This is a genomic window from Acetobacteraceae bacterium (assembly GCA_039613835.1).
In the GTDB taxonomy this organism is placed as follows: domain Bacteria; phylum Pseudomonadota; class Alphaproteobacteria; order Acetobacterales; family Acetobacteraceae; genus Sorlinia.
In genome coordinates, this window is sequence record CP154827.1 from 659,932 (window position 1) to 677,261 (window position 17,330).

The 17,330-nt window shown below is 55.7% G+C and carries 16 protein-coding genes and 2 pseudogenes; 8 read left to right on the top strand and 10 right to left on the bottom strand.

Translation table 11 applies throughout. From position 1 onward, the window contains the following. Positions 1-2: 2 nt before the first annotated feature. Positions 3-1,916, bottom strand: coding sequence for a SurA N-terminal domain-containing protein (locus tag AAYR33_03705; GenBank protein ID XAO72032.1), 1,914 nt, complete (start codon positions 1,914-1,916; stop codon positions 3-5). Positions 1,917-2,238: 322 nt separating this feature from the next. Between AAYR33_03705 and secG the strand changes: the two genes are divergently transcribed. From secG to AAYR33_03730, 5 genes are all read left to right on the top strand, one after another. Then, positions 2,239-2,574: a preprotein translocase subunit SecG gene (gene secG / locus AAYR33_03710; protein ID XAO72033.1), complete on the top strand. Its 336-nt coding sequence runs from the start codon at positions 2,239-2,241 to the stop codon at positions 2,572-2,574. Between the two features lie 75 nt (positions 2,575-2,649). Next, positions 2,650-4,284 carry a CTP synthase gene (locus tag AAYR33_03715; GenBank protein XAO72034.1) on the top strand — a complete coding sequence of 545 codons (1,635 nt, stop codon included), beginning with the start codon at positions 2,650-2,652 and terminating at the stop codon, positions 4,282-4,284. Further along, positions 4,277-5,128: a 3-deoxy-8-phosphooctulonate synthase gene (kdsA, locus tag AAYR33_03720; GenBank protein XAO72035.1), complete on the top strand. Its 852-nt coding sequence runs from the start codon at positions 4,277-4,279 to the stop codon at positions 5,126-5,128. Before AAYR33_03715 ends, kdsA begins: the two co-directional genes overlap by 8 nt. A gap of 231 nt (positions 5,129-5,359) precedes the next feature. After that, a complete protein-coding gene (gene eno / locus AAYR33_03725; GenBank protein XAO72036.1) occupies positions 5,360-6,637 on the top strand; it encodes a phosphopyruvate hydratase in 1,278 nt (425 codons plus the stop codon). A 219-nt stretch (positions 6,638-6,856) separates the two neighbouring features. Beyond that, positions 6,857-7,075, top strand: coding sequence for a septation inhibitor protein (locus AAYR33_03730; protein XAO72037.1), 219 nt, complete (start codon positions 6,857-6,859; stop codon positions 7,073-7,075). A gap of 68 nt (positions 7,076-7,143) precedes the next feature. Here AAYR33_03730 and rpmG read toward each other — a convergent pair whose 3' ends face one another. Continuing rightward, a complete protein-coding gene (gene rpmG / locus AAYR33_03735) occupies positions 7,144-7,311 on the bottom strand; it encodes a 50S ribosomal protein L33 (protein ID XAO72038.1) in 168 nt (55 codons plus the stop codon). A gap of 226 nt (positions 7,312-7,537) precedes the next feature. Between rpmG and lexA the strand changes: the two are divergent. After that, positions 7,538-8,230, top strand: a pseudogene (gene lexA / locus AAYR33_03740) (transcriptional repressor LexA). 22 nt (positions 8,231-8,252) lie between these two features. On the opposite strand, the gene AAYR33_03745 reads toward lexA, so the two are convergent. The 3 genes from AAYR33_03745 to uvrC all read right to left on the bottom strand — a co-directional run bounded on the left by AAYR33_03745 (position 8,253) and on the right by uvrC (position 11,443). Then, a complete protein-coding gene (locus AAYR33_03745) occupies positions 8,253-8,798 on the bottom strand; it encodes a hypothetical protein (protein ID XAO72039.1) in 546 nt (181 codons plus the stop codon). Between the two features lie 77 nt (positions 8,799-8,875). After that, a complete protein-coding gene (pgsA, locus tag AAYR33_03750) occupies positions 8,876-9,472 on the bottom strand; it encodes a CDP-diacylglycerol--glycerol-3-phosphate 3-phosphatidyltransferase (GenBank protein XAO72040.1) in 597 nt (198 codons plus the stop codon). Positions 9,473-9,559: 87 nt separating this feature from the next. Then, complete coding sequence (uvrC, locus tag AAYR33_03755) at positions 9,560-11,443, bottom strand: excinuclease ABC subunit UvrC (protein ID XAO72041.1); 1,884 nt, start codon at positions 11,441-11,443, stop codon at positions 9,560-9,562. Between the two features lie 515 nt (positions 11,444-11,958). On the opposite strand from uvrC, the gene AAYR33_03760 reads away from it, so the two are divergent. Further along, positions 11,959-12,780, top strand: coding sequence for an exodeoxyribonuclease III (locus tag AAYR33_03760; GenBank protein ID XAO72042.1), 822 nt, complete (start codon positions 11,959-11,961; stop codon positions 12,778-12,780). 65 nt (positions 12,781-12,845) lie between these two features. Here the strand turns inward: AAYR33_03760 and AAYR33_03765 are convergent, their stop codons facing one another. After that, the gene (locus AAYR33_03765) at positions 12,846-13,571 is read right to left on the bottom strand and encodes a response regulator transcription factor (protein XAO72043.1); all 726 of its coding nucleotides are present in this window, start codon (positions 13,569-13,571) and stop codon (positions 12,846-12,848) included. Between the two features lie 271 nt (positions 13,572-13,842). On the opposite strand from AAYR33_03765, the gene AAYR33_03770 reads away from it, so the two are divergent. Further along, positions 13,843-14,274, top strand: coding sequence for a L,D-transpeptidase family protein (locus tag AAYR33_03770; protein ID XAO72370.1), 432 nt, complete (start codon positions 13,843-13,845; stop codon positions 14,272-14,274). Here AAYR33_03770 and AAYR33_03775 read toward each other — a convergent pair. The 4 genes and pseudogenes from AAYR33_03775 to AAYR33_03790 all read right to left on the bottom strand — a co-directional run bounded on the left by AAYR33_03775 (position 14,266) and on the right by AAYR33_03790 (position 17,328). Continuing rightward, positions 14,266-15,000 carry a hypothetical protein gene (locus AAYR33_03775; GenBank protein ID XAO72044.1) on the bottom strand — a complete coding sequence of 245 codons (735 nt, stop codon included), beginning with the start codon at positions 14,998-15,000 and terminating at the stop codon, positions 14,266-14,268. The genes AAYR33_03770 and AAYR33_03775 overlap by 9 nt on opposite strands. Continuing rightward, positions 14,948-15,310 carry a cation:proton antiporter gene (locus AAYR33_03780; GenBank protein XAO72045.1) on the bottom strand — a complete coding sequence of 121 codons (363 nt, stop codon included), beginning with the start codon at positions 15,308-15,310 and terminating at the stop codon, positions 14,948-14,950. The genes AAYR33_03775 and AAYR33_03780 overlap by 53 nt, the downstream gene beginning before the upstream one ends. An 8-nt stretch (positions 15,311-15,318) precedes the next feature. Beyond that, positions 15,319-16,008, bottom strand: a complete 690-nt coding sequence (locus tag AAYR33_03785; protein ID XAO72046.1) for a cation:proton antiporter — start codon at positions 16,006-16,008, stop codon at positions 15,319-15,321. Between the two features lie 102 nt (positions 16,009-16,110). Next, positions 16,111-17,328 (bottom strand): annotated as a pseudogene (locus AAYR33_03790) (RsmB/NOP family class I SAM-dependent RNA methyltransferase). Between the last annotated feature and the right edge of the window lie 2 nt (positions 17,329-17,330).

Genomic DNA, 17,330 nt, shown 5'->3' on the forward strand with positions numbered 1-17,330 from the left:
CGCTACGAACCTTCACGGCTCAGGACTTGATTAAGCAGACGCTGGTTGATGTGCATCTTCGCCCGTTCAGCAGCTCGCTGCCGGAATGTATTGATGACGTCCTCCTGCAAACCCCGATCGGCCATCTTCTGCAATGCCTTACGGGCCTCGTGCGCGGCCACCGGATCGGCGGGAAGCGACGTTACCGTGAACACTTTGTAAGTCCCATCGACGTCGATCATCGCCGTCTCGCCGATTTTGGTCTGGAGGACAGCGTAGGGCAACGCTCCGTGACTCTGCTCAGCCGATTGGACGGTCACATACTGTCCGGCTTCAATCTGCGGGCCGCCCTGGCCGGGCACCGTCACGTGCGACACGCCGCCCTTCTCTTTCGCCTGCGTGAAAAACTCTGTGGCCGCGACGTTGAGGGCGCGGTTTGAAACGTCTTTGTTACAGGCTTTCAGCACGGCATCGCGCGATTCCTTAAAAGATAATTGCCGCCCCGGCTCGACCTGGTCGAGCTTGACGACGAAGGCACCCCCGTCAGGCAGGGCGACGAAACGCGGCGGGGCGTTGAGTTTCTGGCTGAAAATCGCGTCGATGATGGCTTTGCGTTCTGCCTCATTCCCCGGGATGAGCGCATCATCGCCCGACTTTGTTCTACCTTCCCGCGTCAGCGCACCTTCCACGAGGCGCGCGCCGAGTTCAGCGGGGATATGGTCAAGGCTCGTGTCACCCGCGACAATATCCTGAAGCTTCGCCACTTTATCAGGAAGCTGATTAACGGCCTCCTGCGTGCGGATCTCGCTGGCTAGACCCCCCCTGGCTTCGTCAAGGCTGACATGATGTGCGGGCGTGACTTTCGAGACGCGAAATACAATCCATCCACCTGGTGAGGAAATCGGGCCCGTAACAATGTCCGGCGCGGCGGCGAAAGCGGCCTTGGCAAGCTCCGGCGCGGGGATCGCGCTCTGGGGTATCTGGGACAGCACGTCGGCTATGGCGCCTTTCGACTGTTTCAACACGTCCTGCCATGAGGCACCATCCCGCCAGGCTTTGGCGACGGATTCAATCTGTGCGTGATCTTTCGCCATGACATAGGCGATATCACGCCCCTCGGGCCAGTCATATAGGGCTTCCCGACCGTCATAGAGTGCCTTGATCTGCGCAGCGGACGCGGTGACGGCGCTTTGCAATGTGGAAGCATCCAGCAGGATGATCCGTGCATGGCGGTATTCCTGCGTTGTGTAATCCCAGGGGTGGTTGTCGTAATATCTCTGAAAACTGGCCTCATCGGCGGCAGGTTGGGGGCTGCCGCCCTCCGGTTTGCGGAAAGTCGCCACGTCATAAACATGACGCTGCGTCATATAATCCGCGAACCGCGCGACGATGGCATGGGGCGCCGTGATGTTGCGGGCCATGGCCATGGCCAGCGTCAGATTTTCCACTTCCCGGCGGACAATATCGATGAAGGCGGGCTCCGTCATTTGCGCGTTACGCAGCCAGTTATGAAAGCGGTCGGGGTTGAAATGATGTTGCTCATCCTGAAAAGCGGGGATGGAAAAAACCTTATTCCGGATGATCTTATCCGGCACGACCATCCCTTGCGCGTGCGCCTGGGCCTGCATTGGCAGTTCATTCAGCATGGACTGGAAGACAACCTGTCTTAATTGCCGTTTTTCCGGCGTTGAGAGATTATCTCCGGGGTGGTGGCCCATGGCCTGGGCGATGCGGTCCCCCATTAACCGCACGTGCGCCTCATAATCCTGAAGTGAGATTTTCGATGGGCCCGCCATGGCGAGGACGTTCGGGTTATCATAAGCTGGTTTCAGGAACACGTCATTGGCGCCCCATCCGATAAATGCGACAAAAATAAGCAACGCGATGATGCGGCCTATCCATGAGTCAACAATGAGGTGTCTAAGCGTGGTGATCATTCTATCGATTATCCCGCTGAAACTGAAAGCCTTAAGGCGCTCCCTATAAAGGGCGAAAAGATATTAGACCAGACTTAAAGGCCGCAGGGACCCCTTCAGCACCTCACGATCGCCCGTCATGATACCATATCAACCGATCACCCTCCTAGCCCGGTGCGATCGTTGAACGTGCAGGCGCAACGACCTTCCGCCGCTGGCGGATGACAATATCATGATCTCATCGTATATTACGGGGCAGAGCGTCGGACGGGCGGCGCTTCAGGCGGTGGTCGCAAGCCTTGCCGAATTCCTGACACTGACATTTAGGTAAAGAAACTTACTGATGACGACCATTCTGCTTATCATAAATGTGTTTGTGACCATCGCCCTGATCGGGGTGATCCTTATCCAGCGGAGTGAGGGAGGGGGTCTCGGGATCGGGAGTGGTCAGGGTATAGGCTCCTTCATGTCCGGCAGGGGCACCGCCAATCTTCTGACGCGCGCAACCGCGATTCTCGCCGGTTTGTTCATGGTGCTCTGCCTTGCACTCGCCTACCTTAATCAGGGCGCGGCCGGGCATCATGCCAGCGATTCGATTTTGGCGACCAGCCCTTCCGCCTCGACAGCCCTGCCCGAAAATCCCGCGCCGGATTTCCCCGCCGGAAAGCCTTCGAGATAGAGTGAGGTATTTTTAAAGCATGGTCAGGGGCTTCCATCTTCTATTCAACACCAAAGCGTTGTAGGACAGCCCTCCATGACAAAATTTGTTTTTATCACCGGTGGTGTTGTTTCCTCTCTTGGCAAGGGCATCGCTTCAGCGGCCCTGGCGGCTCTTCTGCAATCCCGAGGCTATTCGGTCCGAATGCGCAAGCTGGATCCGTATCTTAATGTTGATCCGGGGACGATGAGCCCCTATCAGCATGGTGAAGTCTTCGTCACGGATGATGGCGCTGAGACGGATCTTGATCTGGGGCATTATGAGCGTTTCACGGGCGTGCACGCAGCATGTGCGGATAATGCGACAACCGGGCGGATTTATTCCGACGTGATCGCGCGGGAGCGTCGGGGTGACTATCTCGGCGCGACCGTGGAGGTGATCCCGCATATTACCGATGCCATCAAATCCGCCATCGTTTCCGGGACGGAGGATTATGACTTCGTCCTCGTCGAAATTGGCGGCACAGTGGGTGATATTGAGAGCCTGCCATTTCTGGAAGCCATACGTCAGTTGCGGAATGACCTGGGACATGCGCAGACCATGTGCGTGCATCTCACGCTTCTGCCTTATATCCCCGCGGCAGGTGAACTAAAAACAAAGCCCACCCAGCATTCGGTGAAGGAACTCCAGAATGTCGGCATCCAGCCGCAAATGCTGATCTGCCGTTCCGACCGGCCCATCCCATCGCAGGAACGGCACAAGATCGCGAATTTCTGTAACGTCAAGCCGGAAGCCGTGATTGCCGCGCTGGATATCGACACGATCTATGCCTGTCCGCTTTCCTATCATGCGGAAGGGATGGATGATGAGGTTCTGCGCTATTTCGGGCTCCCAGCTGATCAGGCGCCTGACCTGCGTAAATGGGAGAAGGTCGTTGACGCGATCCGAAACCCCTCCGCCACGGTGCGCATCGGTATCGTGGGCAAATATACCACGTTACTTGATAGTTATAAGTCTCTGATCGAAGCCCTCCTCCATGGTGGCATCGCTCATAATGTGCGCGTCCAACTGGAGTGGATTGAGGCCGAGAACCTTGAAAAATCCGGCGCGACCGAGGCGCAGTTAAGCCAGTCACATGGTATTCTTGTGCCCGGTGGGTTCGGGCTGCGCGGTTCTGAAGGGAAAATTGCCGCCGTGCGCTATGCGCGTGAAAAATCTGTCCCTTATTTCGGGATCTGCTTCGGAATGCAAATGGCGGTTATTGAATGCGCCCGCACCCTGGCCGGCATATCGGATGCGTCCTCCACCGAATTTGGCGCGTCGTCTGAGCCTGTTGTCGGGTTGATGACGGAGTGGGCGCGCGGTGACGAAATCTTGAAAAGGCGTGAACAGGGTGACCTGGGTGGCACAATGCGCCTCGGCGCCTACCCGGCAAACCTCACGCCGAAATCCCGCATCGCGGAGATCTACGGGGAAACCACCGTGCGGGAGCGTCATCGTCATCGCTATGAGGTAAATGTGCATTATCGCGACGCCCTTGAGGCGACGGGGCTCCGTTTTGCCGGAATGTCACCCGATGGCGTGTTGCCGGAGACGATCGAATATCCTGATCATCCATGGTTTATCGGTGTGCAATATCATCCGGAATATCTCTCCAAACCCTTTGCCCCTCACCCGCTCTTCGCTGGCTTTATTGAGGCGGCCGTTAAAAGGATGAAAGCCGATGCGTAACATCGACGTTAAGGGCCTCAAAATCGGTAATCAGCTCCCTTTCGCGCTAATTGCTGGGCCGTGTCAGATTGAATCAGCTGACCACGCCATGATGGTCGCAGAAAAATTGACGGAAATCTGCAAAAGCCTCTCAATCGGGCTGATCTATAAAAGCTCCTACGACAAAGCGAATCGTACGTCGCTCAATAGTAAGCGCGGTGTCGGGATGGAGAAGGGGTTGCAGATCCTCGCGGATGTGAAAGCCCGTTTCGGGTGTCCTGTCCTGACCGATGTCCATGCGCCGGAACAATGCGCACGCGCCGCCGATTATGTGGATGTGCTGCAAATACCCGCTTTTTTATGTCGTCAGACGGACCTCCTCCTGGCGGCGGGTGAGACGGGTGCCGCGATCAACATTAAAAAAGGGCAGTTTCTTGCACCTTGGGACATGGAAAATGTTGCGGTCAAAATTGCCTCAACGGGCAATGAGCGCCTGATGCTGTGTGAGCGCGGCACGAGTTTTGGATATAACACGCTGATAAATGACATGCGAGGTTTGCCCATTATGGCGCAGACAGGCTATCCGGTCGTGTTTGACGCCACCCATTCCGTTCAGCAGCCGGGCGGGCTTGGCGGCGCGTCAGGCGGACAGCAGGAATTTGTCGCACCGCTTGCCGCCGCATCGGTGGCGATCGGCGTGGCGGCCGTGTTTATCGAAACACATGAAAATCCCGATTTCGCCCCCAGCGATGGGCCGACCATGGTGCCGCTTTCTGAGATGCAAACCCTGCTTGAAAAACTGAGCCGCATTGATCGCCTCGTTAAAACGCAGCATCAGATGGACGGGGCTGACAGGCACGGCTGAAAACCCCACGCGGTGCAAAAACTTTTGGCGCCAAGAAGTGGCGTCGACGTGACTTGTATCGCAATCGTAAAGAGCGCAAATGTCAAGAAACGGCAAGTTGTGATAATAGTGGCGACGCACCGTATATTTTTCCATGTCATTATTCTCTAAATATCTCTTAATTGGTTGACATGAGGGCCAACAGGCGCACTTGTGTTGCGCAAAGATTTCAAACTCAAAGGGAGCATCATCGTGAGCGCCATTATCGATATCGTTGCGCGGGAAATTTTAGATAGCCGCGGTAACCCGACGGTTGAAGTTGACGTCGAACTCTCCTCCGGCGCGAAAGGTCGAGCGGCTGTTCCCTCAGGCGCGTCGACCGGTGCGCATGAGGCCGTTGAATTGAGAGATGGAGACCCGTCACGGCATTACGGTAAAGGCGTCACGAAAGCCGTTGCCTTTGCAAATAATGAGATCCGCGAGTTGCTTCAGGGTGCTGAATCGTCTGACCAGATCGCGATCGACAATGCCATCAATGACCTTGACGGCACAAAAAACAAAGCCCGTTTTGGTGCCAACGCCATATTGGCCGTCTCCCTGGCCGTAGCGAAGGCCACCGCGATTGAGCTTGAGGTTCCGCTTTATCGTTATCTGGGCGGCGTAAACGCCCGCACGCTTCCCGTCCCGATGATGAATATCATCAATGGCGGTCAGCACGCTGACAACCCGATCGATATTCAGGAATTCATGATTCAGCCGATCGGTGCGAAGTCCATGTCCGATGCTGTGCGTATGGGTGCCGAAATCTTCACCTGTCTTCGCAAAAATCTGGCCAAATCCGGGCATAACACTAACGTGGGAGATGAGGGTGGTTTTGCGCCGAACCTCAAATCCGCTGAGGAGGCGCTGACATTCATCAGTCAGTCTGTCGAGGCTGCGGGTTACCGCCTGGGTCAGGAAGTCACGATTGCTCTCGATTGCGCGGCAACAGAGTTTTACAAGGACAATCATTATCATCTGCAGGGCGAAGGCAAGGTTCTGGATGCTGACGGCATGATCAGTTATCTAGCGGATTTTGTCGCCAAATTCCCGGCAATTCGGTCGATTGAGGACGGACTTGCTGAGGATGACTGGGCAGGTTGGGCTGAAATGACACGCCGCCTCGGTAATAAAATCCAGCTCGTCGGGGATGATCTTTTCGTCACCAATACAGAGCGCCTTGCCAAAGGCATTGAAGGCAAAACGACAAATGCTGTCCTGATTAAACCCAACCAGATCGGCACGTTGACGGAAACGCTCGATGCCATGGAGCTGGCGCACCGAAACGGTTATAAATGCGTCATGAGCCATCGCTCAGGCGAGACGGAAGACACGACAATTGCTGACCTCGCCGTCGCGACAAATTGCGGCCAGATCAAAACAGGTTCTCTCTCCCGCTCGGATCGTATCGCCAAATATAACCAGTTGATCCGCATTGAGAGTGAGCTCGATACGGCTGGTTTTTACGCAGGTCGGTCCATCTTTAAATAATGTAAAGAGTGCAACTTTGGCCTTATTGCGAAATAAAGCCCAGGTTGCGAGTTAAAACTTTGAGCAGCGAAGTATCGGCTTAACGCTGCCTCTCCAACTGGTCAGAATATGCAGGCACAACGACACATACGTCGGTTTTTTCGGTTGGTCATCCCGCCGACCGTTTTTTTGGGACTTACGGCGTATTTTTGTTGGAATGCGCTGCAGGGCGATCATGGAATGCGCGCTTATGAGGCGCGCCTCGGCCTCAAGCAAAAAGCCATCGCCTCTCAGAAGGCTGCTGAGGATGAGTATGTGTTGTGGCAGCAGCGTATTAATAGTTTGAGTGAACGTGCCTTGGATGCGGATCTTCTTGATGAGTGCTCCCGTGTGATGTTGAATCTCACGGAGAAAAACGAACTCGTGATCCCTTACGGCAAAAACGACCGACTCTATTAACAGGGCCGAACGTCAAGCAGCACAGATCCGACCTGAGCGAACCCGGATCGGGCGGTGTGCCAACCCGCTTACTTGATTTTTGCTTCCCGGAATGTGACGTGCTTGCGGACGACCGGGTCATATTTCCGCACTTCCATCTTGCCAACGGCGGAGCGCGCATTCTTCTTCGTCACGTAGAAATATCCGGTATCCGCTGTCGAAACGAGACGAATCTGGATGACGTTTGTCTTAGCCATGTGATCCTCAACACAGTGTCGGTGTGCCCCATGGTCAAACATGGTGGCATCGTCAGATTGCGTGCATAACTGCCTTGAAGTGGGCCCGACGTCAAGCTTTAACGTAAGCTTTAGCGTGAAAACAAAAATATTCCTCGCATGCTTGCGTATCACGGCCACAAATTTTAAAAAGAACAAAATGGAAACAGAAGCGCCGCGTTACGTTTCCATCCCAGCGAGGATCACGATGCTTACACGGAAACAACACCAGCTTCTCACTTTCATCGATGATTATCTTCATCGGACGGGATTCTCCCCCTCATTCGATGAGATGAAGGTTGCGATCGGTCTCCATTCTAAATCCGGCATTCATCGCCTTGTGACAGCTTTGGAGGAGCGCGGTTTCATCAGGCGCCATCATCAACGTGCCCGGGCGCTTGAAGTCCTGAAGCCCCCTCCTGGGCCCGCTGATAAGATCGTCCCGCTGTCGTCGCATGGTCTTCAAGGTAAAGCGGACGTATCGCCGCTTAAAACCTCAAAAAATTTCCCATCGGGCGGGTCCGTTGAGATCCCGGTTTTCGGGCGGATCGCTACCGGTGTCCTGATTGAAGCGGTGAAAGATACGGGCGAGACAGCGATGGTACCCGCCAGCATGTTGGGTAGAGGGCAATATTATGCCCTCATCGTCGCCGGGGATTCGATGGAGGGTGCCGGGATCATGGATGCGGACACGGTGATTATCCAGGAAACACCGAATGCGGAAAACGGTCAGATTGTTGTCGCGCTGATTGATGGTGAGGAAGTGACACTAAAGCGTCTGCGCAAGCGCGGCCCATCCATCGCGCTGGAGGCTGCCAATCCTCGCTAAGAGACGCGCATTCTTCCGGCGGAGCGAGTCACGATACAAGGTGTATTGACGTCGCTGCTGCGGAAATATTAGTCCGCGCAACCGACGGAGGTGCTCATTTCTTCTTGCTTTTCCGGATCGTCACTGTGCCGTCAGGCGCAATCAGGGTGGATGTGCCATCGCCGTTCGGGATCTCGACAATACCGCTTTCCTGCTCAATATATTTTTTCGACGGATCAATGACAGGCTGCCTCGTGATGGCTTCCGGCGTGCGCATCACGCCGTGTTTCACTGCAAATTCCTCGCCGATACTGACGCGACTTCCCTCTTCAAACAAAGCTTCATTTTCCTTGCGCCCCGAGGCCATGCGGCCAAAATAGCTGTTCGGGTCATCAAGGGTTTTCGCAATTGACTGGGAGGAGCGAGAGACATCCCGAAGCGAGGGAAGCGGGTCGGGCGCGCCGGGCCAGATATCTCCTCCTTCCGACATAAGGGGAAGTTCCGAAACCGGTGCTTCGGTCACTTTCGCCATGGTCTCTGATCGACCGGCGTGGAGGTTGGGGTTGGCACCCGGGAGAGAGACCGTATCATGAAAAAACGTGCCGAGGCCTGAACAGCCGCTGAAGAAAAGCGGCGTGATGACGAAGAGCAGTTTTCTCATTAACGAAATCCTCGGCCCATCAAGGGAATGATCACTTCAATCCGTTTATCAGATGTCGAATTTTTGTCCAATCACCCTCAACGGCTCAGTCGGTCCCGGTTTGTCACGCCGAGCATATATGTCACACCGGTTGTCAGATAGCGCCACCCGCTGAGAACCGTCGGGATGACGGAGAGCCACAACATGAATGCCCCCAATTGCAGGGCGGAGCCGAATGAGGTGACCTGCCACGCGCCATTGGCGCTCCCGGCCATGAGAAACCCAATGGCGATCATTTGAATGCCGGTTTTCCATTTCGCGAGGCGAGAGGAAGGGAGTGTCTGGTCCTGGCTGGCCATATATTCCCGCAATCCACTGATCAGGATTTCACGTATCAGGATGATAATGGCCGCGAAGATGGAGCCCTCCACCAACCGGCCATATCCGGCCAGCGCCATCAGCAGCGCGCCGACAAGAAGCTTGTCCGCGATCGGATCCATCATTCGGCCGATTTCGGAATTCTGCTTCCAACGCCGCGCCAGCATCCCGTCAAAGTAATCCGTCACACAGGCGATAATATAAATGACACATCCGACAGCACTGGCCACATTGTTCTGCAACGCGATGCTGACAACCAGGAATGGGATTGTCGCGATTCGCGTTAAAGTCAAAAGGTTCGGAAGGTCAGTCAGCATCACAGGCCCTCGACGTTGGAGTTTCGCTGATACCATGAAAACGCTGTAAAGCCACCTCGAGACAGGGCCAACGCGATTTTTTTTGACTCATATTTCAGTGTCGGGATGGAAATGGCTGAAAACCAAGCGCGCCATCTCCATATTAATGCCCTTGGCCTGAGTCAGTTCCGTCAGACCGGCCTGCTTCACCGCGCGTGCTGAGCCGAAATGCGCCAGAAGCGCCTTCTTCCGAACGGGGCCGATCCCCTCAATGCGATCCAGCTCAGATTTACGGATCGCGCCGGAGCGGCTGGCGCGATGAGTCGTGATCGCGAAACGGTGCGCTTCATCACGCAGGCGCTGGAGATAATAAAGAACCGGGTCCTTCTCCGGAAGCTGGAAGGGGGGCTGGTCATCCGTGAAAAACCATTCGCGCCCGGCATCCCGATTCGGCCCCTTCGCGATCGACACGAGTTTGACCCCCTCAACACCGAGCTCGTCCAGCACTTTTTTGACGATATTATATTGTCCCTGCCCGCCATCAATCAGCAGAATATCCGGCATCCGCGCATATTTGCGATTGGCCTCCGCGTCATTGGTTTTTCGGAAGCGACGTTCCATGACCTCCCGCATCATGGCGTAATCATCGCCGGGCGTCAGGACCGATTTGATGGAGAATTTCCGATAATCGCGCCGGTGGAATCCCTCCGGGCCGCCGACAATCATCACCCCATAAGCGTGGCGACCGGAAATGTGGGAGTTATCATAGACCTCAATCCGTTCAGGCGGCGTCTCTAAATGAAAGACCCGCGCCGTCTCACTTAAGAGATGCTGTGTGCCCGCACTTTCAGCCAGACGCCGCCCGAGAGCCTCACGCGCATTCTGCTCTGCATGGAGGACGACACTGCGCTTTTCGCCGCGCTGCGGCACCATGATCTCCACACGGTGCCCCGCCGCTTTCGACAGGGCACTGGCCACAAGGGCCGGTTCACTGAGCGGCTGATTCAGAAGGATGAGCTCGGGCGGAGGCTTGCTATCGTAAAATTGCAGCAGAAACGCGGAAAGAATGTCTTCCCCACTTTCCTCATCCGTCTGAGCGGGGAAAAGGGCGCGATTGCCGTTATTACGACCGGCCCGGATGAAGAACACCTCGACGCAGCATTGGTCCGCATCCTGCCAGATCGCAAAGATATCCGCATCATGGAGGGAAGCCGGGTTGATGACGCTCGAATCCTGCAAGCCGGAGAAGGCCCGTATGCGGTCGCGGATCATCGCCGCGCGCTCATAATCCTGCGCCTCGGCCGCTTCAGCCATTTCCGTCGCGAGGGTTTCTCGCAGATGGGTGCTTTTACCTGACAGAAACTGGCGCACCTCGTCAACCAGGGCGCGATAATCATCCTGCGCGATGCGGTCAACGCAGGGGGCCGAACAGCGCTTGATTTGATAAAGCAGACAGGGGCGCGTCCGCGTCGCCATCTCACTATCGCTGCATGGGCGCAGCAGAAAACTCTTCTGGATCAGGTTCAAAGTCTGGTTGACAGACCAGGCCGAGGCGAAAGGCCCCCAGTAAGTCACGTCCTTTTTAGGCTTGCCCCGTTGCTTACTGACCTGCGGGAACGGATGATTTCCTGACAACATGATCCATGGATAGGATTTATCGTCCCTCAGCAGGATATTGAAGCGTGGCTTCATCCGCTTGATGTAATTCGCCTCGAGCAACAAAGCGTCCGCTTCAGACGCCGTCGTGACGATCTCCATCTGTCGCGTCATGGAGACCATGCGCATCAGCCTCTCCCGCAATTGCGTCGCACGCGTGTAGGATGTTACGCGGTTTTTGAGGTTGAGCGCCTTCCCGACATAAAGAACGGCGCCTTTTGCATCGAGCATCCGGTAAACGCCGGGCGATGTCGGGATCGTTTTTAACGCCGCGCGGACGGTGGCGACACCGCTTTCCAGTTCCGCCGCTGTTATTTTGACGCCGCTAATGCTCATCGACCTGGTCGGACCTTCAATTGAAGCAAGCGCACGAAGTGCTGTGAACGTTCCATCGCCCTCTCCAAAACTTCATCCACCGATCCTGTGGAAAACTCTGTGGGATAAAACTTGGTAGATTGACCGAAAGCGCTTCCTAGCAGGTTTTGCATCGATTTGCCTAAAAATTAATCACACTCTACTAACATATTGATTTTTAAACAAAATAGACAAAGGTAAAAATTTGCCTTACGTAGAATGAACGTTTCAGGACCTCTCTCATCATGTTGCGCATTGGGCGTGGACAATTCTCAATAATAATCGCTTTGAGTCGTGAGGAAGGGCAATATTCATACCTCTGTACATGTGCATTGCCCTGGCCCGGCCAGGATGCTTCCCGAAAAATCGGCCTCATTTATCCTGATTACCGTCATGGCGCACGGTTGAGATCTGGGGGCGCCATGTTGCATGGCCGGGGCGTTCATGTCGCATCCTGCGCAAGGCGAATGCACCCGGCCAACTTCCCCCTTGCGTGAATGGTTTATTTACGCCAATCAGGGCCGATGCGCATCATGACCTGGAACATCAATTCCCTTCGGCTGAGATTACCGCTCCTCCAACAGATCGTCATGCGCGATCAGCCGGATATTCTCTGCCTGCAGGAGACGAAAGTCCCTGATGACCTCTTTCCGGCAGAATCTTTGGCGGCGCTCAGCTTTGAATATCAGCATTTTACCGGGATGAAGAGCTATAATGGCGTTGCAATTCTTTCCAAGACGCTCTTCATCCGTGCATTAGAGACGCCCATTTGGTGCGAGAAATCCGATTGTCGCCATAATGCGGTTGAAATCGGCGATCCCCAAAAGCCGATCACGATCCATAATTTCTACGTGCCCGCGGGCGGTGATATCCCCGACCCGGTCGAAAACCCTAAATTTGCCCATAAGCTGAGATTTCTTGATGAAGTAAAGGCGTGGTTCGCAGCCCACCGTCCTGAGCGCGCCATTCTCGTTGGGGACCTCAATACCGCGCCGCTTGAACAGGATGTATGGAGCCACAAGCAATTATTGAATGTGGTCTGCCATACAGAGTCGGAAGTCAGACGCCACGTGGCCTGGCAGAATACTGGTTTCACCGACGTGATGCGCGTCATGGTCCCCGCTGATCAGAAACTCTACACATGGTGGTCTTACCGTAATCGTGATTGGGCCGCGTCTGACCGTGGTCGTCGCCTTGACCATATCTGGGTTTCTGATGACATCGCAGCCCAATTCGAGACCATGTGCGTCCTGCGCGATATCAGAGGTGCGGCAGGTCCGTCCGACCATGTGCCCGTCTTCGCGGATATCGCCCTGTAAGGAAGGGTGCCGCGCCTCTTTTAAGGGGCGCAGCCGTTACCTCAACCCTCTTTCGTCTCCCAGCATCAGGAGACGCGCGGGGGGCGCGCCGATGGTGCTGTGACGAGGCGATACCCGCCTGTTTCCGTCACCAGGATCGATGCCTGAGCGGGGTCGGGTTCGATTTTCTGGCGCAGGCGATAAATATGCGTCTCAAGTGTGTGGGTCGTCACAGCCGCATTATAACCCCACACTTCATTCAGCAGGATCTGTCGCGCGATCGGCCGCGCCCCGGCACGGTAAAGAAATTTGAGAATCGCTGCCTCCTTTTCAGTCAGGCGGATGCGGCGGCCACTCCGCTCATCATGGAGGAGTTTCGTTGAGGGGCGGAATAAGTACGGCTCGATACTGAAGACAGCATCCTCACTGCTTTCAAACAAGCGAAGCTGGGCGCGGATTCGTGCAAGGAGTTCCGCCACGCGGAAGGGCTTTGTGATGTAATCATTCGCGCCCGAATCGAGGCCGCGGATCACGTCCCCCTCTTCATCGGATCCTGTCAGCATCAAGATCGGGACTCGGACCCCGTCCTGCCGAAGTTGCTTACAAAAGTCACGTCCATCGCCGTCCGGCAATGTGACGTTCAGGAGGATAATCTCGACACGCGCGCTTTCTGATGAGATGAACGCACTTGCCTGAGCAATTGTCGATGCTTGAGAAAATTCGAACTCCCCCTCCTGCCGAAGCTGTTCGATAAGGAGTGAGCGGAGCGAGTCATCGTCGTCGACAAGCAAAACGGAGCGTAAACCAGGCATTAAAAACCTTCTCAACCATTTCAGGCGGCATAACAAAATGATCAGCGCCACTTTGCACCTTATGTTAACTTCAATAATGAGATTTGACTAGGAAGTTTAATATTCTCCTCATGTTACATCCTGTTCATGCCCTATCAAGCACATTGCAGATGAGGATAAAAAATGACAACACGACAAAGTTTTCGATTTTTTCACGACAATTACGCGCATTTACGGACTCGGTATTGCCGGTCTCGCCTATTCTATAGGGGGTATTTTTTTTCCGGCTTCCATTGGGGAAAATGGTTTGACGTGCTGCAAAGGCGAGGGTGATCTCGCGACTCCAGTAGAAGTCCTTTCACTCCGGCGCGTATTTTACCGTGCAGATCGGATCCATCCCTCCGAGATGGATCTGCCCTGCCGCGCCATCAGGCCGGATGATGGCTGGTCTGATGATCCTGAAAGCTTAACCTATAACCGTCTCATCCAGCGCCCCCATGCGGCGCGTCATGAGACGCTCATGCGGGATGACCACGCTTACGACATCGTGGCCGCGCTGGGCTGGAATGACGACCCGTCCAAGCCGAGACAGGGCTCAGCGATTTTCCTGCATCAAAAACCGCAAAGCGGTGTGACAGCCGGGTGTATCGCCCTTTCACCACGTGACCTGCGTTATTTCCTTAGCCTCAATCCGAGGGGGATCATCGTCCATCCTTCAAGATGACGTGTCCTCATCCGGCGCGCCTCTTTCCTCCGGCGTTTCTTCTGACGCGGATGATAGGCCCGCGATCTCTTGCGTGGCCGGCGGACTTTGCGGAACAAAACTGAAAAGCAGATCGCCTGTTCCCGGTTTCAGCTTCGGGCCGTCTTCTGTTGAGTAAATGGTGATCGACACACCCTTTTTAACGTAAAACAGGTCCAGCTGCGCTGTATTGACCCCAATGGAAGGCAAAAGAGCCTCATCCACGATAAAACATCTGAAACGCCAACTCTTCTTATAAAGCATTTCGAAAAGACTGTAATTCCATGACGGTTCACCCATCAGGCGACCCCGCGCATCGCGGGAGAGTCCGTGATGGAAATCCATACGTGATACGCCCGGACTGATCTGGAAGACACGTTGCCGCCCCATATCGGGGGCGAGATGGGCGCAAATCAAACCATTATAAATAGCATCCGGCGTGGCGGCGATCAGGTAATCACCGGGCCGCTCCTCCAACGCCTCCTGCCCGAAGGGAGACAGGACTTCGGCCCGCAACGTGGGCACGCCATTCCTCGCGGCAGGCATCAGGGCGGTTGAGCGGTAATCAACGAGCAGGACGGGGAGCTTTTCCCGATGCACCGTGGCGGCGAGATTGCTCATCCAGGGTGAAGCGCCGACCAGCATGAGGACGGGCTCATTTGATAATATCAGGCCGAGGACGCGCGCCAGCGACCGCAGCGGCGACAAAGAGGCGCTCCTGCCAGGTCAGGTCGAAGCGAATGGTGGAAAGCAGAATGGCGACGGGCCGCACAACAAACAACACCGTCAACATCAGCGCAACGATGGAGAATGACAGGCGCGTTAGCACGTCCCGTTGCAGATCCGCCGTCATGAGGATGAACAGCACGGCCACGACGAGAGAGACGAGCGCCTCCTTGACCCGCCTTAATTGCGCCATACCGGGCACATGCAGATTGGTCAGCGCCATGCCGAAAACGGTTGCGCCAATCAGTCCGGCACCTTCCATGAAAGTTGTGCACAGGGCAAAGATCAGCAATGCCAGCGTCAATAGGAGCGGGGGTTTTGAGTGTCTCCGGCATCAGGTCCCGCACGAAGAGCGCGCGCACGCCATAGGCGGGCAAGATTCCGGCCGCGACGGAAAGGGCGGAGGAAACCAGCAGGTCCGGGAGGGTCAGGCGTAAAAAACCCCTGTGTCCCGATCGGCACGGGCGCGACGACAATCTGCAACACGACGGCGACAAGGATGGCGCCGATCGGGTCATTGATGATCGCCTCCCATCTGAGGAAAGCGGCGACCCGCGTGCTGAGTTTGTTCACGCGCAAAAGCGGCAATACGACGGTGGGGCCCGTTACGGTAATGATCGCACCGAAAAGAGCGGCCACCTCCCAATCCATTTTCCCGACTTCATAGGCGGCAGCCCAGCCAAGGCCCCAACTGAGGGGCAGGGCCAGGAAGATCAAGCGTTTGACGCCGTCACCCGCTTTCTGTAATTGGCGGAAATCAAGAAGCAGGCCATCCTCGAAAACGATGATGGCGACCAGAGACGAGACGAGCGGCCGGAAGAGCCATCCCAGCGATTCTGACGGATGCAATACGCCCAGCCCCGGCCCGAAAGCCAGTCCGAGGCAGAAAAGTATGACGATGGCGGGCAGTTTAAAGCGCCATGCCACCCATTGCGCCGCGACACTGGCGCCGAGTGTCAGGCATAATCCTATCAGAATTGCAGTGGCCATGAATTCTCCCGTCCTTCAATGACACGTTAATAGCGTCAAGAGTTTGATTTTAAATGTAAAAATCCGTCACCACGGCACTGGTCCCACGTGCCCGCCCCAAATTTACGCGTCTTTCCTTACCAAAGTCGCGGCGAAAAAACCGTCCGTATGGTTTATCGCGGGCGTCAGGCTGAATTGCTTCTCTCCGCGAAGATGGGGCGGAAGGTGCGCAGCCTCTCCGGCGCGATCAGTGAGAAGGAGTCATGGCGCTGGCAGAATGCAGCCATCTGATCCTCATTCTCCGCCGGCAGGAGAGAGCATGTGGCATAAACAAAGGCGGCCCGCCCGGACGGACGAGCCGCGCGGCCGTGTCGAGGATCTGGGTCTGTTTGGCGACAAGTTCATCAATGTCATTTTTGGAAAGGTGAATCCGTACACCGGGATTACACCGCCATATGCCGGAGCCGGAGCAGGGTGCGTCCACCAGCACGCGATCAAATCGCCCTTCCCGCCTTTTGATCCATTTATCATCGGACTTGAAAACATGACGCTCAACATTATGAACGCCTGCTCGCCTCAGCCTTTTGATAGCATCTTCCAATCGTGGCGCGGAGACGTCGCAGGCGGTGATATGACCGCGATTTTCCATGAACATGGCGAGGGCCAGCGTCTTGCCGCTCGCCCCTGCGCAGAAATCAACGATCCCCCCCCCCCCCCCCCGGCTTGTGGGTCGACACAGGCTGCGATGAGCTGGCTGCCCTCATCGTGGATTTCAATCCATCCATCCTTAAAGGCGGTCGTCCCGGTAACGGACAGATGCGACGGCGCGCGCAGGCCCCAGGGCGATAAGAACGTTTCAGAGACGTGGATCTGCTCTTCCGCCAGATTTTTCTTTGCTGAAGTACGATCTGATTTCAGGAGGTTCACCAGAAGGTCAAGCGGTACGGGCGCATCCATTGCGCGCATCTCCTCCTCCAGCCTGTCACCGAAGCGCGCGACCAGCGTGGCTTCCAGGAATTTCGGGTATTCCAGCCGCACATCCTGCGGCATGGCGGCATCATCCAATGTGCGCCCGGCCAAGGCTTCCAGCCCTCTCGCCTCCCGCATGGATAAGGGAGATTGCGCGAAGCGATCCCCATCGAAAAGACGCGCCACCATCAATATGGGTGCCAGATGCCAATGCAGACGCTTCCACTTGCGCAGGACGTCCCACACAATGCCGGAAACTGCGCGACGGTCACGAAAGAACTGATTGGCCGTGGCGTCAGCCGGGCGGCGCGGGTGATTTTCGATCGCGCAGAGGAGATCAATGGCAGAAGATAAACGTGCTTTAGGGGTCATGA

Excerpts from the sequence above, each read along its gene's own strand:
- AAYR33_03705 (XAO72032.1), bottom strand. The coding sequence starts at position 1,916 with ATGATCACCACGCTTAGACACCTCATTGTTGACTCATGGATAGGCCGC.
- secG (XAO72033.1), top strand. The coding sequence starts at position 2,239 with ATGACGACCATTCTGCTTATCATAAATGTGTTTGTGACCATCGCCCTG.
- AAYR33_03715 (XAO72034.1), top strand. The coding sequence starts at position 2,650 with ATGACAAAATTTGTTTTTATCACCGGTGGTGTTGTTTCCTCTCTTGGC.
- kdsA (XAO72035.1), top strand. The coding sequence starts at position 4,277 with ATGCGTAACATCGACGTTAAGGGCCTCAAAATCGGTAATCAGCTCCCT.
- AAYR33_03730 (XAO72037.1), top strand. The coding sequence starts at position 6,857 with ATGCGCGCTTATGAGGCGCGCCTCGGCCTCAAGCAAAAAGCCATCGCC.
- rpmG (XAO72038.1), bottom strand. The coding sequence starts at position 7,311 with ATGGCTAAGACAAACGTCATCCAGATTCGTCTCGTTTCGACAGCGGAT.
- AAYR33_03745 (XAO72039.1), bottom strand. The coding sequence starts at position 8,798 with ATGAGAAAACTGCTCTTCGTCATCACGCCGCTTTTCTTCAGCGGCTGT.
- pgsA (XAO72040.1), bottom strand. The coding sequence starts at position 9,472 with ATGCTGACTGACCTTCCGAACCTTTTGACTTTAACGCGAATCGCGACA.
- uvrC (XAO72041.1), bottom strand. The coding sequence starts at position 11,443 with ATGAGCATTAGCGGCGTCAAAATAACAGCGGCGGAACTGGAAAGCGGT.
- AAYR33_03760 (XAO72042.1), top strand. The coding sequence starts at position 11,959 with ATGGTTTATTTACGCCAATCAGGGCCGATGCGCATCATGACCTGGAAC.
- AAYR33_03765 (XAO72043.1), bottom strand. The coding sequence starts at position 13,571 with ATGCCTGGTTTACGCTCCGTTTTGCTTGTCGACGACGATGACTCGCTC.
- AAYR33_03785 (XAO72046.1), bottom strand. The coding sequence starts at position 16,008 with ATGGCCACTGCAATTCTGATAGGATTATGCCTGACACTCGGCGCCAGT.